The sequence below is a fragment of the Lentimonas sp. CC4 genome, assembly GCF_902728235.1.
GTDB lineage: Bacteria > Verrucomicrobiota > Verrucomicrobiia > Opitutales > Coraliomargaritaceae > Lentimonas.
Genome location: NZ_CACVBO010000002.1, coordinates 318,340 through 334,579 on the forward strand (window position 1 = coordinate 318,340; position 16,240 = coordinate 334,579).

At 51.7% G+C, this 16,240-nt stretch carries 11 protein-coding genes; all 11 read left to right on the forward strand.

Translation table 11 applies throughout. From position 1 onward, the window contains the following. The first annotated feature begins 370 nt into the window (after positions 1-370). The 11 genes from GZZ87_RS17975 (at position 371) to GZZ87_RS18025 (ending at position 16,135) form a co-directional block, all read left to right on the forward strand. Positions 371-1,744, forward strand: coding sequence for a sulfatase-like hydrolase/transferase (locus tag GZZ87_RS17975; RefSeq protein ID WP_162025966.1), 1,374 nt, complete (start codon positions 371-373; stop codon positions 1,742-1,744). A 40-nt stretch (positions 1,745-1,784) separates the two neighbouring features. Continuing rightward, the gene (locus GZZ87_RS17980) at positions 1,785-2,654 is read left to right on the forward strand and encodes an alpha/beta hydrolase (RefSeq protein WP_162025965.1); all 870 of its coding nucleotides are present in this window, start codon (positions 1,785-1,787) and stop codon (positions 2,652-2,654) included. Positions 2,655-2,673: 19 nt separating this feature from the next. Next, positions 2,674-4,176 (forward strand): sulfatase-like hydrolase/transferase, encoded by a 1,503-nt coding sequence (locus GZZ87_RS17985; protein ID WP_162025964.1) that lies wholly within the window; start codon positions 2,674-2,676, stop codon positions 4,174-4,176. A gap of 430 nt (positions 4,177-4,606) precedes the next feature. Then, entirely contained in the window at positions 4,607-6,148 is a 1,542-nt protein-coding gene (locus GZZ87_RS17990) for a hypothetical protein (protein ID WP_162025963.1), read from the forward strand. Between the two features lie 30 nt (positions 6,149-6,178). Further along, a complete protein-coding gene (locus tag GZZ87_RS17995; RefSeq protein ID WP_244648068.1) occupies positions 6,179-7,687 on the forward strand; it encodes a sulfatase-like hydrolase/transferase in 1,509 nt (502 codons plus the stop codon). 27 nt (positions 7,688-7,714) lie between these two features. After that, a complete protein-coding gene (locus GZZ87_RS18000; RefSeq protein WP_162025961.1) occupies positions 7,715-9,280 on the forward strand; it encodes an arylsulfatase in 1,566 nt (521 codons plus the stop codon). Between the two features lie 188 nt (positions 9,281-9,468). Next, positions 9,469-11,499 carry a GDSL-type esterase/lipase family protein gene (locus GZZ87_RS18005; RefSeq protein WP_162025960.1) on the forward strand — a complete coding sequence of 677 codons (2,031 nt, stop codon included), beginning with the start codon at positions 9,469-9,471 and terminating at the stop codon, positions 11,497-11,499. 2 nt (positions 11,500-11,501) lie between these two features. After that, the gene (locus tag GZZ87_RS18010; RefSeq protein WP_162025959.1) at positions 11,502-12,674 is read left to right on the forward strand and encodes an alpha-L-fucosidase; all 1,173 of its coding nucleotides are present in this window, start codon (positions 11,502-11,504) and stop codon (positions 12,672-12,674) included. Between the two features lie 132 nt (positions 12,675-12,806). Continuing rightward, positions 12,807-13,085, forward strand: a complete 279-nt coding sequence (locus tag GZZ87_RS18015) for a hypothetical protein (protein ID WP_162025958.1) — start codon at positions 12,807-12,809, stop codon at positions 13,083-13,085. A gap of 6 nt (positions 13,086-13,091) precedes the next feature. Continuing rightward, entirely contained in the window at positions 13,092-14,591 is a 1,500-nt protein-coding gene (locus tag GZZ87_RS18020) for an alpha-L-fucosidase (RefSeq protein WP_162025957.1), read from the forward strand. Positions 14,592-14,611: 20 nt separating this feature from the next. Continuing rightward, complete coding sequence (locus GZZ87_RS18025; protein ID WP_162025956.1) at positions 14,612-16,135, forward strand: alpha-L-fucosidase; 1,524 nt, start codon at positions 14,612-14,614, stop codon at positions 16,133-16,135. Positions 16,136-16,240: the final 105 nt, after the last annotated feature.

Sequence of the window (16,240 nt, forward strand, 5' to 3'; positions counted from 1 at the left end):
CCGAAAGCCCGATCCTCTTAATGATCGGGCTTTTTCGTTTAATTGATAGAGTGGAGTGCTACAGGAAATGACCGAGAGCCGAATGGCACTGATTTAAGCCACTTTCCTGTAGTATCCTGTAACGTTTTTTCAGATCTAATTGAATCGGATATTGGTAGCGTGCAGCCTTAGCGAGCGTTCAGTGCCTTAGCACGAAAGCCAGCACGACGCACGCTCGCTAAAGCTTCACGCTACGAAATTTGACAAGAGACTAGTCAACAGCAGATGGATGCACGCTTTTACTGCCGACCAAGACAACTCAAGCATTTGCTGGGCATTTATCGCGTAAACGCATGATTGCTGAAAAATGGCAGTGTGATAGTATCTGTGAATGAGACATTACCCCCTATTATCTACTTTAGTCTGCGGCCTGTTACTGGCTGTAGGGCTGTCTGCCGCCGATACGCGACCGAACATCGTGGTTTTCCTCGCCGATGACATGGGCTGGGGCGACTCGGCCGTTTACGGCAGCGATAAGATCGTCAGCCCCAATATCGATAAGCTCGCGACACAAGGCGTGCGCTTCACCCAGGCCTATGCCGCGTGCGGGGTTTGCTCGCCGTCACGCTCCGCCATCCTGACAGGGCGCACGCCGTATCGCAATGGCGTCTGGGCACATCTCTCTGGGAATGGTCCTGCGCACTTGCGTGCTTCCGAAATCACTTATCCGAAACTCTTGCAAGCTGCGGGCTACGAAACCTGCCACGTCGGCAAGTGGCACCTAAATTCTAAGCAGCAGTTTAACAATCCCGAGTATCCGCAGCCTGGAGATCATGGCTACGATTATTGGATGTCCACGCATAACAATGCGGCTCCCAGCCATAAGAATCCTAAAAATTTCATCCGCAACGGCGAGCCCGTGGGCGAAGTGAATGGTTTCTCCGCACCTTTCGTCGCGAAAGAGGCGATTCACTGGCTCGAAGACATTCGTGATCCGAAGAAGCCCTTTGTATTGTCTGTCTGGGTGCACGAACCGCACCATCCCATTGCGACCGATGAGCCATTTTTAGAGCCCTACGGCAAGGATCAGAACGCCAAGTATTATGGCAACATTACTCAGCTCGATTTTGCTCTGGGTGAAGTGATGGATGCCCTCGATGCAGAAGGCTTAACTGATAACACTTTATTGATCTTTACCTCCGATAACGGCCCAGAAGGAAAAGGTGGGGCAAAAGGAGGCTCCACTGGCGGACTCAGTGGGCGCAAGCGCGACGATCTCGAAGGCGGTATTCGCGTGCCAGGCATCGTGCGCTGGCCAGGGCATATTGAGCCAGGCACGGTGAGCACGATTCCAGTGATCGGCTCAGACATCTTTACGACAGTGCTCGAAGCCGCAGGCGTGCCGCTACCGACCGATCGCACAATTGACGGCGAGAGTATGGTGCCCGCTTTTTCTGGCCAACCGATCGAGCGCAAGACGCCACTTTTCTGGCGCACACACGTTTCTACCCCAAGTAGTCGTGTCGCAGTGCGCGTTGGCGATTGGAAGTTGGTGAGCAACGACACCATGGATGTGTTCCAGCTATTCAATGTCGAAAAAGATCCGACCGAATCGAATAACCTCGCGGCGACTATGCCAGAGAAGCTGGACGAGCTTAAAAAGACTATGTTTGAGACTTGGGAAGACATTCAAGCGGAAGGCCCGAGCGAGTGGTGGTTAGAGAACAAGGGGAAGCCGAAAAAGGGCGGCACGCTGAACTACTAACGGTGGTTCACCTCAATACCCAAAACTGTTAGAAATAAATATGAAACAACTATCTATCAAAAATGTGCTGCTGTTTGTCTGTGCCGGACTAAGCGCGGCGACGATGCAGGCAGCTGAGATACAACCAGATCGTGAGTTGCTCTACAAAACCGTCGGTGAGGTGGAGCTGAAACTGCACGTGTTTGAACCTGAGGGCTTACAGGCATCTGATCATCGACCCGCTATTGTTTTCTTTTTCGGCGGTGGTTGGAAGGGCGGTGACCCAAAGCAGTTTTATCAACAAGCGCGCGACATGGCTGATCTGGGCATCGTCGCATTCTCAGCCGAATATCGGGTGAAGAGTCGCAATCAAACCACGCCGTTCGAATGTGTGAAAGACGGCAAGTCTGCAATCCGCTGGGTGCGAGCTCATGCTGCTGAACTGGGCGTCGACCCCGATCGTATCGTCGCCTCCGGTGGTTCCGCTGGCGGGCATGTGGCGCTCTGCACAGGTGTGATCGAAGGCTGTGAGGAAGACGGCGAGGATCTAGAGGTCAGTTCCGTTCCCAACCTGATGATCGCCTACAATCCAGTGTTGGATACAACCGACAAAGGCTATGGTGCGAAGAATTTCACGCCTGAGCAACAAACGGATCTATCGCCCTGCCATCAGGTGAGGGCAGGAATCGTGCCGACGCTCGTGATGCACGGCACTGCGGATAAGACCGTGCCGTTTGAGAATGCGGAGCGCTTTACCAAACTCATGAACGATGCAGGCAATGAATGTGTGCTCGTTTCATTTGAAGGCAAAGGGCATGGCTTCTTTAATGGCTCGTTCTTTCGCAAGAAAAAGGGGGATGACGACTATGACCTGAGCTTGCAAGACAGCATCGAATTCCTGACCGCACACGGTTTTGTAGATAATAAATAGTTCGAGGAATCGTATACTGATGAAGACAGCTATTATTCTGACAGCCCTGATTGCCCTTGCTGGGATTGCGCAGGCCGCGAGTGAAAAACCACTTCGACAGGCTACTTCGACGGAGCTCAGCACCGCTCAGGACAGGCCGAATGTCCTCTTCATCTTTGCGGATGATCAGTCCTATGAAACAATCGGAGCCTACGGGTTGACGGATATCGACACTCCAAATCTGGATCGCTTAGTCAATGAAGGTGCCAGTTTTAGCCACGCCTATAATATGGGCTCATGGTCGGGCGCGGTTTGCATGGCGAGTCGCGCCTGTCTCAATACGGGGAGCTTCTTATGGCAGGCGAGTGATGACGCTCGCGAATGTGCCCAAGGGAAACGTCCGACCTGGTCACAGTTAATGGCTGAGCAAGGCTACCAAACCTATATGAGTGGCAAGTGGCATGTGGGCGGAGTGAGTGCACCGAAGGTGTTTGATCGCACAGGCAAGGTGCGCGCCGGCATGCCGAAACAAAAGCCCGCTGGCTATAATCGTCCTAAGGACGAAGCCGATTATGCGACGGGGTGGAAGCCGTGGGACAAGGCTCAGGGTGGTTTCTGGGAAGGCGGCACGCACTGGAGTGAAGTGCTGGCAAATGAGACCGTGGCCTATCTGCAAGAGCAGGCCGACAGCGAGCAGCCATTTTTTATGTATGTTGCTTTTAATGCGCCGCACGATCCGCGTCAGGCACCGAAAGAGTATATCGACATGTATCCACTGGAGCGCATTCAGCTTCCGGAAAACTATATTCCGAAATATCCGGATCAGGGGCCGAAAGGCGTGCCCATTATTCGCGACGAAAAGTTGATGCCGTTTCCGCGCACAGAATTTGCGGTCAAAGTGAATCGTCAGGAATACTACGCGAGCATCACCCATATGGATGCGCAGATCGGACGGATTCTGGAGGCATTGGAAGCGAGTGGCAAAGCAGATAATACTTGGATCATTTTCAGTGCAGACCACGGACTGTCGGTGGGGCACCACGGCTTAGTCGGCAAACAGAATATGTATGAAGATGCCATGCGTGCGCCTTTCATCGTCTGGGGGCCAGGTGTCGAGGCTGGCACAAAGATTAATGCGCCGATCTACATTCAAGATGCGATGGCGACTGCGCTGGAAATCAGCGGTCAGGCTGCGCCGGAGTTCATTGATTATAAGAGTGTGTTGCCGTTACTCGATGGTCGCGCGACTCAGAGCTATGACAAAATCTATGGTGCCTACATCAATACGCAGCGCATGGTGCTGAGCGGTGATTGGAAACTAATCGCTTACCCGCAATTGAAAAAAGTGAAGCTGTTCAATGTAAAGAAAGACCCCATGGAAATGCATAATCTCGCCGACAATCCGGAATACGCGGAAAAGGTGCAACAACTCACCGCACAACTGGAAGACAGTATGGATGCGATGGGAGACCCGATGACTTCATTAGCTAAAGCGGATTTCCCTAAAGCAAAAGGCAAGAAATCGGGTGACGGCGCGCATTGATTGGGTGTCGGGGTCGGCACTTTTTTCTTCGGTGCAGATCTTCTTTGGTTTTTTCTTAATGACGCCGCCGAATCTTGGACAGAGCAAGTATGCTTAGTCTTTTGAGATCGTCACGGACGCGAACAGCATTAGCCTAACGTAATTTTGGCCATTTAACGCTCTATCCACACGCGACCGCAACGCAGTGGGGTGCATTTGAGCCTGTGCTCGGCGCGGGCAGCGAGCGTTTTGTATTACGGAAATAGCGTGAATGAGGGGGTATACAGGCACTGTTATTCTGTTAGTATCGTAGAGATCCTTAGCTCATGTTGAATCTAGATGTCTATCTTAGTGGCTGAAGGTTCCATCTTTTGCAACTGACTGACTATGAGCGCTTATTCGTTGTCTGGTAAGTCTGCGATAGACCTACTTTTATATAAAATTGAATACTATGAAATACTCCACACTGACAATTCTAGCTCTAACTCCATTATTTGCCTCTGCGAGTGAATGGGTGATTGATACACAAGACGACTGGGAGGCAAATGTTGCCAACCAATCCAGTCTTGAGATTAAAGATGGCTTGGCTACGCCAACGGCAAAGACCGCGACCTTTCAAAGCGCGCTGAAAACCTTTGACGAAAAACGTTCCGCGAAGTCGATCACGATTGATCAATCAACGGCATGGCTGAACTGGAGTCCTGTCGGACAGATCGGTCCTGGTAATGTAGGTGATGCACCTGTGTTTCTGCGTATGGGGCCGGATAACTACTGGCTCTTCGGTCGCTACAAGCGTAGCGAAAATTCAAAGCCAGTTGCGGCTGCGGAGTTGGAGGGTTTTGATATTCCACTCATGAGCACAAAGATTCCGAATCTCTTCGTTGCACCCGGAGGGTTGAAGGGGAAACCTGGCGGTTACTATGGCTGGCAAAGCCGAGATATGGTCAATTGGGTCTTTCATGGTGCTGCGACTCCGCCGCAGGCTGGGCTCGTGACCACCGCTGAATTGGTAGACGGGAACGCCTATTTTTATTATGATTTCCCAAATGATGAGGATCCGCACCTAGTGATTGATAGTGATCTAACGGATGGCGAGCCGGGCGAAGGTATGGGCTTGGCCTTTTTAGATCCATCGCATGGTTCTGATTGTGCGGTGATCCGTGATCTGGATGGGAACTTTCATATGATTCTCGAGGACTGGAGTCCGCTCGACCCGTCCACTCACGCGTGGGATTCGCCACTTGCGATGCATGCGGTCAGTAAAGATGGAAAAGGAGATTTCGAGATACTGCCTCCAGCGGTCGATGAACGCACGACTCCCACTGGCAAGTTCGCCGAGTATTTCCATCCGCATTGGCACTCAAGTAGCCGGAAGGATCAATTTCCGACCAAGCCTGTTCCTGAGGACATTCCACAGCATCGAATGAAAAAAGGAGATATTCGTGCCTATGCCACATACGAAATCCATGAACCAGAGCAGAATGCATATGGTGATTGGGCATCCATCTCCATCGGTGGTCAGTATTATCTCTTTTGTGATTTTGATCCGGCCACCGCTCATGGTGGCAAAAACTCAATGAGTGTCGCGTGGTTTACCTCTTCCGACATCAATGAACAGTTCACATTCTGTGGCAATGTCGGAGCAGGGCATCCTGATCCGGACATTATGTTCGCGGAAGGGGAATTCTATCTGATCACTCAGACGAAGCAGGATTTTGTGAGTCCTGGACCTTGGGTGGAGGGCGTCGAGTTGCGTGTTGGCGTGGATACCAACAACGACGGATCAGTTGACCAATGGACAGACTGGCAGGAAGTCAATGAGAGCTACGCCGCCATCTCAGGCTTTGCTAAGCAAGTAGCTAAGACACCTGCGCAACTGGATCTCACCAGTCTGCCGGAAGGCTATGGCTTTCAGTTTGAAGTGCGCCTGACGGATCTCACCAAGAACGATTCCAAGCCCCAACTCGATAAAGTGTCACTGAGCTTCAAGTGACCTAACTAAGAAGCCTCAATGAAAGTCATCATGAAAAGAACAGTTATATCCTTTCTAGTTACCTCTCTGGCGGCGCTTTCTGCTTTTGCGCATGCGAGTGCTCGACCGAACGTCATCTTCGTCTTTTCGGATGATCAACGCTACGACTCGTTGCGTATGACGGGAGACCCGATCACGGAAACGCCGCATCTCGATCGCTTGGCAGCGGAGGGGGTCTTCTTCGATCAGGCATTTGTGACTAGCCCGATCTGCGGGCCGAGTCGTGCCAATATTTTCACCGGGCAATGGGAGCGTAAAAACCGAATTGGGTTTAACTACGTCTCGAAAAACATCATTTCAGAGGAGGTCTTTGCGAATAGCTTTTTGATGCAGCTCAAGCAGGCCGGGTATTCGACCGCTTTCATTGGCAAGCATCATACTAAGATTGCCGATCGCAGTAATACACCACTGAAAGAGAATATCGATTTTTGCTATTATGGTGAAGGGCACCTCGGCTTTCACCCTGCAAAATCTGATAAGACGTTTTCGAATCTAAAACATCTCTCTCAAATTGAAGGCCTCTTTGAGGCGACCCAAGCGTATCTGAAACCTGGGAATGCATTCGACTACTTCTTTGAGAACGCGGATGTATCGATCAAAGATTCTCTTGCGCAGCGTGATCCCAGTAAACCATTTTGCGCATGGATTAACTTTAACTTACCTCACCAAGCCAGTCTTGGAGGTATGGGGTCGAAGCCGAGTGACCCTGAGTTTTACTCAACTCTTTACGAAGATCGACAGGAGCAGATTATCGTGCCGACCGATACGCCCTTGTTTCCGGCAGAGGTGCTGACTGTTGCCAAGATGCCGGGCTACTACCGCTTGAACGGGAAGGCCTTGCGCAGCACGAAGTTGAGAACCGCTCGTGCAGTCTATGGAGTCGACCTTTTTATCAAGAACCTTCGCGAGCTGCTAGTCGAACTCGGTGAGGATCAGAATACGATCATTATCTTCTGTTCGGATAATGGTCTAATCTACGGTGAACATGGTATCAGCGGCAAGAGCATGCTCTACGAGGAGTCCGTCCATGTGCCGCTCTTGGTCTATTCGCCCTTCATGGAATCCTCACAAACAGGCAAGCGCTTGAATTCGCTTGTGGTCGGCCAAGATATCCCTGCGACTATTTTGGATATGTGTGGCGTCAAGGTGCCGGAAACGTATCAAGGTCAGAGCCTTGTTCCGTTATTGGAAGGTCAGTCGGTTGATTGGCGTAAAGATGTGTTTCTTGAGAATCTTTTCACCGACCAGGAATACCCCCGTGCCGAGTCGGTGCGCGGCGAACAATTTAAGTATATCCGCTACTTCAGTCGTGAAAACGATCGCAAGGCGTATCTACCCGATGCTTCCATCGAGGGCGAGCAGCCCATTTACGAAGAGCTGTTTGATCTAAGTAAAGATCCGAAAGAGCAGACGAATTTGGCCACCAATCCGGAATATGCCTCGGTTCTTAAAGCTCACCGCGAACGTTGCCAAGCGCTTGTCGTCGATCTGGCACAATAGAGTGACACCAACTAAACCAACTTTTATATGAAACAACCAATCCTCACCATTCTCGCAAGCTGCCTCGCAGCCCTTTCGTCTGTCGCTGCGGTCAGTCCGCCTAATATTGTCTACATCCTTGCCGATGATATGGGCTACGGCGATGTGCAGTGCCTCAATCCGGAGCGAGGCATGATCGCTACGCCACACATGGATCGCGTCGCAGCAGAGGGCATGATCTTTACTGATGCGCACACAACCTCCTCGGTCTGCACGCCGACACGTTACGGTATCATCACTGGTCGCTATAATTGGCGCACATGGAAACAGGAACACGTGCTCGATGGCTACGACCTTCCGCTGATTCCGACGACTCGCATGACTGTGCCGAGCTTTCTCAGTGACAATGGTTATACCACTGCCATGATTGGCAAGTGGCACTTGGGGCTAGAGATCGCGACGATCGACGGTAAAAAAGCACGCCCTGCCGGTGGGCTCGGTGCGAAAAGGGGGAAGGGCGCCTTTCCTCCGGCTGAACTTTCCAATATTGATTGGAAAGGAACGATTCAAGGCGGTCCCGTTGATCTTGGGTTTGATTCCTGGTTTGGCATTACCGCATCGCTCGATTTCCCTCCTTATGTTTGGATTCGTAATCGCAACTGGGTCGGCGAAGGCACACATGCCAAAGCGTTTCGTCGTCCTGGGCCAGCGACCGAGGACTTTGAAGCGATTGATGTGCTGGACAAACTAGCGGCGGAGGCCGTCGAATATATCACCGACTACCAGGGTAATGAGCCCTTCTTTATCTACATGCCGTTGCCATCGCCGCATACGCCCATTGTTCCTTCTAAAAAGTGGCAGGGGAAAAGTGGTCTTGGCCAATATGGCGACTTCATGATGCAAACTGACGATGTCGTCGGGCAAGTCGTCAACGCGCTGCAAGCAAAGGGGATTACAGACAATACCATACTGATCGTAACCAGTGATAATGGTTGCTCCAAAGCGGCAGGCATCAGCAATTTAGAGAAGCAAGGACACTTTCCTAGCGCGCAATACCGTGGTTCGAAGGCAGACTTGTGGGAGGGTGGCCATCGCGTGCCGTTCCTCGTTAAATGGCCAGCAGTGATCCAAGCAGGGAGTGTCTCCGACGAACTGACTTGCCAAACCGATTTACTCGCTACGTGTGCCGAACTGGTGGGCAAGTCACTGCCGGAAAATGCCGGCGAAGACAGTGAAAGCATCTTGCCACTCTTTAGCGGAGAACCTGTGAGTTTCACTCGTAAGGGCATCATCAATCACAGTGTGAGCGGGCACTTTGCGTATCGTCAGGGAAAGTGGAAGCTTTTGCTCGCGAAAGGCTCGGCTGGCTGGACGGCTCCGACCGAAAAGGCTCTGGCCAATGTGGCCGACGCACCTGAAGGACAACTCTACGACTTGGAAGCTGATCCAGGTGAGCAAAACAACCTCTACCTGAAAAATCCTGAAGTGGTTGAGACGCTCATGGCTCAGCTCAAAGAAGATGTTGCGAATGGTCGCAGCACGGAAGGCCCAAAACAGGCAAACGACATACCCGTCAATCAGATCAAGCTCTGGAAGGGAAATATTGCGAGGTAGCGATATCAAAAATCGAACTGCAGCCATTACGCTCATATCAATACAGAGAAGAGTTCCTGTCCCGTAAACGAGGGGTATGCAGCGCTCAGAATATCGTTATAATAGGGGACTCTCTTTTTTTTAAGGAAATACCTCTCAACTATTCGTAGTTAGCCTTCTCTGGTTCGCTTCAGAACATATACACAAATATGCATTCATTACCCCGTTTCCTCTCCATTCTATGGATCTTGTCGTTGCCCTTTACGGTGATGGCAGGCGAATTACCCAAAGTAAGTGGGCAGATTGTTCGGATTGAGTTGCCCGGCGAAAATCGAACCTTAGCGCTGGCTGAAGTGGGCGTGTTTGAAAAGGGAGTCAACCTTGCTCTGAATCAGCAGGCGACACAGTCCTCTGTCGCTTATTCGGGCGAAGCCACCCGTGCCGTGGACGGTAAGGCCAACGGCGATTTCTTTAATGACTCGGTTTCGCACACGTCCACTGAAGCCAACCCTTGGTGGGAAGTGGATCTTGGGAGCATGGCAAACATTGAAGCGATTATCGTCTATAACCGAACCGACAGCCATGGGCAGAGGCTCGACGGTTTTACACTCAAGGTGCTGGATGCAAACCGCCAAGAGGTGTTTTCTAAGAAAAGTATCACTGCATCTGATAAGGTGTCCTTTTTGCAGTCGGGCGTGCAGCCCTCTGAAGTGGTTGAGGCCGTCAAAAGTGCTGCTTCGGACAAGGATCTAGGTGCGATTTGGTTCGTTGGCGATTCGATTACACAGAGTAATGCGGATGGCGATGCGCAGGGTTCACCGCGTAAATCACTCTACGATTTGCTGAAGGCGAACGGCTATAGCTTCAGCTATACGGGGCACCATGCTCGCAATGTGGATGGCCTGCCCGCGACTGGGGCATCGCCTGCGGATAATCTCTATCATTATCATTCCGGTGTCTCTGGGATTTTGATTGGCGATGCGACGCGTCGCGGTTTCAGGACAATTCTGCCAACTGCCTGGAGACAAGGTCGCTTAGCCACGGTGAAACCCGATATGATTCTAATTATGCTGGGCACCAACGATGTCGGCCATGGCTACGATTTGGATAACGGCCCTCAACGACTTCGAGGCTTGTTGGATGAGATTTATGCACTGCCCAATATCGGACAGCCTAAAGTCTTATTGGGCACGATTCCACCGAATCGTCGTATTGAAGCGGATCGCACTAATGTCATGATCTTTAATGAATCGGTGCCACGCATCGTTCTAGACTACCGCGCGAAAGGGCATGCGATCACGATGGTGGATCAGTTTAAAGCCATCGATGCCGCGTATGAGGCGAATATGCGCGGCGACAACCTACACCCGAACGCAACTGGCAATGACACCATGGCAAAGCAGTGGTTCGACGCGATTCAAGTAGTGCAGCAGAGTGGCGATACTGGAAGCGGAGATGAAGCGATGCTGTTTCCCGGTAAAAAATCAGATTTCCGCGGATATGACCGCTACGACCGGATCAAAACAAAGAGCGGCCACTTCTCGATCATCTGTCCGAAAAATCCAGCGCCTGGCAAACCTTGGCTGTGGCGAAGCTTGTTTTGGGAAGCGATTAAGCAATTCAGCAATACTGACCTGCAGCTCGTTGATGAGGGTTACTATGTCGTGCTCGCTCACGGCGACGTAGCGGGGCATCCGAAAGGGAGTGCGAATATCGATGCCGCGTATGCACTCCTGACAGAGGAATATGGTTTTGCGAAGACTTGCTCGATGGCGTCGATGAGTCGTGGCACTTTGTCACTGTTTCGTTGGGCGTCAGAGAACCCAGAGAAGGTGAACAGTATCTATGTTGATAATGGCGTCTTAAACGTCTTGAGCTGGCCGGCGGGGAAACTCGTCCCTGGAAATGATTCATTCGCCAGCGGTGCCGCTTCATCGTGGGCAGGTTTCAAGAAGAAGTTCGGATACACAACCGACGAAGAAGCTCTTAAAACAAAGGAGAGCCCGATTGATTTACTGGAGCCCTTGGCGAAGTCCGGCGTGCCGATCTTGTCGGTGTGCGGGAGCAAAGACCCCGCGGTTCCCTATGAGGAGAATGATGCGATCCTTGAAGAGCGCTACAAAGCGCTCGGTGGAGAGATTACAGTCATTGTTGAAGACAAAGGCCATTCGCACGGCATGAAAGATCCGACGCCTGTGTTGGAATTTATCCGGAAATATTCAAAGCCCCAAAACAATTGATTTTGAAAACTAAAAGACTACTTGCAGGCATACTAGTCTGCCTTCAAGCCGCTACACTCACACTGCACGCCAAGGAATTGGCGGAAGATCCCGGGCAGTCAGACTCGTTGAGAACTGGTCAGTGGTATCGTGCGGATCCGGCATCCCTGCCGGTCAAGCTGCGGCTGAATGATTTGACCACGATTGTTGCGGCACGTGCTGCTTCAGCAGGGGACATATACGCAGGTAGGGGGATGACCGGCCAGCACGGGGTGGCAGGGTTCTATGCGGCAGATGATCAACTGACGTTTTACGTGGATGCACCGGAAAGCGATGACTACGCTCTGAGCATCATCTTTGCTTCACCCGACGTGCAGACCATGGAGTTCAAAAGCGGCGATGCCGTCATCACAACGCCTTCGCTGAAGCGAACATGGAAGCAAGCTCCGCGGAATTGGCGTCAGCACGTCCCAGGCGTGCTTTCTCTCAAAAAAGGTGTAAATCAAATTACGTTTCGCCTGCCGGACTCTACCGTCAAGCCATCGAATAAAAATAAAGGTTTAGCGACGCATATCGATCAGGGGCAATTCATGCTTTTCTCGATCGAGCTGGGAACGCCCGCAGCGCGTCAAGCACAGCTGGAGCGTGCTCAAGCAATCAAAGGGGATTCGTCCTGGATGGTTGAGGGAAAATACGGGCTGTTCGTCCATTTTTCAGCCAATATGTATGGTTGGAACCGCAACGAAAAGAGAGCGGACTGGTTTCAGGAGTCGGTCAAAATGTTCGATGTCCAGCACTTCGCGGATCAGGTCGAACGCACGGGTGCCGCCTGGGTGACTTTTACCGCAACACATCAAGGCTTTCTCTGGCCAGCGCCGAGCCAGGCGGTCGATGCGGTGATGCCGGGGCGCACCACCGAGCGCGATCTGCTGATGGAGATCATCGACGAGCTGGCCGAGCGCGGTATCGCGACCTTGTTCTATTTGCACAGTGGATACAACGGGGTGGATCCAGGGCCATGGCGTGAGGCCTTAGGAGCGGATTACGGGGCGGCCGATGTTTCCCGTTTTAACGACAATATGGTCGCGATTCTGCGTGAATGCAGCCTGCGCTATGGAAAGAAACTCAAGGGCTTCGGCTATATGGATGGATGCCTGATGCATGATTATCCACTCGATCCGCACTGGGAAAGTTAGGCGCGTGCCATCAAAGCGGGCAATCCAGATGCGGTCATCGGATTTAGCTCGAATCAGGGCCCTACGGTCAGCCCTTTCAGTGACCTCTCCACCCGCGACGGTGGAGCTTCGCTAGCTGAGGCAAATCCTGAATTGATCGGGCCCGGTAAACAATTTGGCGATGTTGATCCAGCCTGGTGGTGCTACGTCGATACATGGTATCCCAAGAAACCGATGAACGGGAAATGGATCGGAGGACCTAAGAAACCGACGCAGGCGTATGTGGCATATTTCAAGCAGATGGCGAAACAGGGCGTTCCTGTGACCATCAACATGGCCATGACGGCAGATGTGACCGACGACCACCCGATCTTCAACCCAGAATGCATGGCGGTCATGGAAGCAGTCCGCAAAGCGATCCGCGGGAAATAAATAAGTATGAAACAAATAAAATATAGTATCTTAGTGTTGCTACTTCTATCAGCAGTGACGCTCTCCGCCAAGCTAGAGCAAGAGGAGTTTGACTATGCAGCGATGGCTGCGCCTAAGGATCGGAAGGGCTATGCAGTGCTACCGATCGATCCTGCGCAAATCAATGTCGTCGCTGGTAATCTAGGCAAGTATGAGCCTGAGTTTAAAGATGCATTCATGAATCACATGAGCTTGTGGTTATCCCCAAAGGGGAAGGGGCCGCATCATGTTGAATGGTCATTGCAGGCTCCAGCGGATGGCGTGTATGAAGTCGATGCGATTGTTAAGGGGACGGGCTCACAATTACTACTTTCCACGAATGGCGTTCAGCATGAGGCGATTCCGGTCGTGCATAACGGTTGGGACCGTATGTCGATCGGTGAGATTACTTTGAAAGCGGGCATCAACCGTCTGCAGCTTGAAGTCGTTGCCTCTGGAAAGTTTAGTTTTGATGCGTTCGAGCTCACCCAGTCAGCAGTCAAAGCAGCCCTGCTCGAAGATGCCTTAGCGATGCGGGTGCAGCCCGATTGGTTTAAAGATGCCGGCTATGGTTTGATGTTTCAATGGACGAACCGTGCGACGCCACCAGAGGGCGGGATCAAGCCTTGGGAGGAGAAGGTCAATGACTTCAAGCTCGATGCGTTCGTCGACATGGTTGAGTCCACCGGCGCGGCTTATGTGCTCTGGTCGGTTACTTGGGGAAACCAATATATCTCTGCGCCTCTTGAATCGTTGGATGCGATTATTCCGGGCCGCACGACGAAGCGCGACCTGCTTGGGGAAATGGCCGATGCCTTGCATGCGCGTGGCATTAAGCTCATCTTTTATTATCACTACGGCTATGATTGTAATCATTCCATCGATGCGGATTGGATGGAGGCATCCGGCGGCTACAAGGCGGACAAAACCGAATTCTATCAGAATTGGATGGCGATTGTTTCTGAAATGGGCGACCGCTACGGAGACAAGTTACACGGCTGGTGGTATGATGGGGGGCAGCGTTATTTTAACTGCCACTTTGATAATACTCTCGGAGATCAGGGTATTCTATCGGCCCCTTGGAAAGAACTGACACTCGCGTCTAGGGTTGGAAACCCCGAACGAGTGGTTGCCTACAATTCATGGATCAAGCCACGTTTGACGGAGTATCAGGATTACTTCGGAGGCGAGGGGGCGCACATCCCCGCTGGATTAAAGCCTGGCGAAGGCGTCTTCGAATCTGGCCCTCAAAAGGGGTTGATGTCACATGGCTGCTTCATCTTTGAAAGAAAATGGGGGCATATCGAATTGAATAGTCCTATCGAGAAGCCGAGGCATAGCTTAAAAAGTCTCGTTGGAAAGGTCACTAAAGCGCAAAAGCATCGTTACCCGCTATCGATCAATCTGGAGATGTATGAAGACGGCTCGGTTTCACCGCAATCAGTTGAGCTTCTCAAGCGTTTACGCGATACCGTTCGATCGAAATAATCGATATCATCCTAACTCTAATGAGCTATTCAAAATTCAAGTTTATCCCCATATCGATCGTTGCTCTAATGATGGCTTCATCAGCGGCGATTCTCTCCGCGAAGCAAGAACTCACGCAAGAGGAGTTCGACTACGCGGCGAGCGCTGCACCTAAAAATCGAAAAGGGTATGCGGTTCTTCCGATCGATCCTGCAACGATCAACGTCGTGGCTGGTAATCTCGGCAAATACGAACCTGGGTTTAAGAACGGCTTTATGAATTACATGAGCTTGTGGATGATTCCCAAAGGGGAAGGGCCGCACCTTATCGAATGGTCCGTAGAAGCTCCGGCAGCGGGGGCATATGAGGTGGATGCAATCGTTGAGGGCAAGGGGGCCGAACTGAAGCTCTCCTGTAATGACGTTCAAAGTAAAGTCGCAACTGTGGTGGAAACTAAGTGGGATCGCGTTCCGCTCGGTGAAATCGCATTGAAAGCCGGCCTCAATACGCTGCGGCTGGAGGTCGCCGCAAGCGAAGCATTTAACTTCGATGCACTTGAACTCGTCATCCCCAGTGTTAAAAAAGAACTTCTTGAGGACGCTCAATCAATGCGTGTGGAAGCCGATTGGCTTCAAGACGCCGGCTACGGTTTGATGTTCCAATGGACGAATCGCGCAACGCCCCCAACTGGTCCGATCAAGCCTTGGGAGGAAAAAGTAAACGATTTCAAGCTCGATGCGTTTATCGACATGGTGGATGCCTCAGGTGCAGCCTACGTGCTCTGGTCCGTCACTTGGGGAGAGCAATACATCTCGGCACCGATCAAGTCTGTGGACAAGCTGATCGCTGGACGCACGACGGAGCGCGACCTACTTGGAGAAATCGCCGATGCCCTGCATGAACGCGATATTAAGCTGATTTTCTACTATCACTATAGCTATGACTGCAACCATTCCATCGACGCGGAGTGGATGGAGGCAGTAGGTGGATACAAGGCTGACAAAACAGAATTGTTTGATAACTGGATGGCGATTGTTTCCGAAATCGGAGACCGCTACGGCGATAAGTTACATGGCTGGTGGTTCGATGGTGGACAGCGTTATTTCAATTGCCACTTTGATAACACTCTCGGAAATATCGGAATTATAACGGCGCCTTTCAAAGAGCTGACGCTCGCCTCGAGAAGCGGGAATCCCGAGCGAGTGGTTGCTTACAACTCGTGGGTTAAACCAAGACTGACTGATTATCAGGACTACTTTGCGGGCGAAGGTATGTTCGACGCTGCCGATTTGGAACCAGGGAGCGGAGTTTTGCAATCAGGCCCGCAAAAGGGCTTGATGGCGCACCGGTGCTTTGTGTTTGAGTCGAGGTGGGGACACATCAAACGCGACACCCCCATTCCGGAACCCAAATACTCTCTGGAAAGATTGACCCGATTGATCAAGAGAGCGCAAGCGAACCGCGCGCCCCTCTCGATCAATTTGGAGATGTATGAAGATGGTTCAGTCTCACCAGAGTCGGTCGCTTTACTGCAGCAGCTCGGGGATGCGATTCGATCCAAATAATCGGAGCCTTACATCGGTCAAGTTTCGTAGCGTGAAGCTTTCGCGAACATTCCATCGTGCTCGTTCCGAGGCACTGAACGTTTGCTAAAGCTGCACGCAACCAAT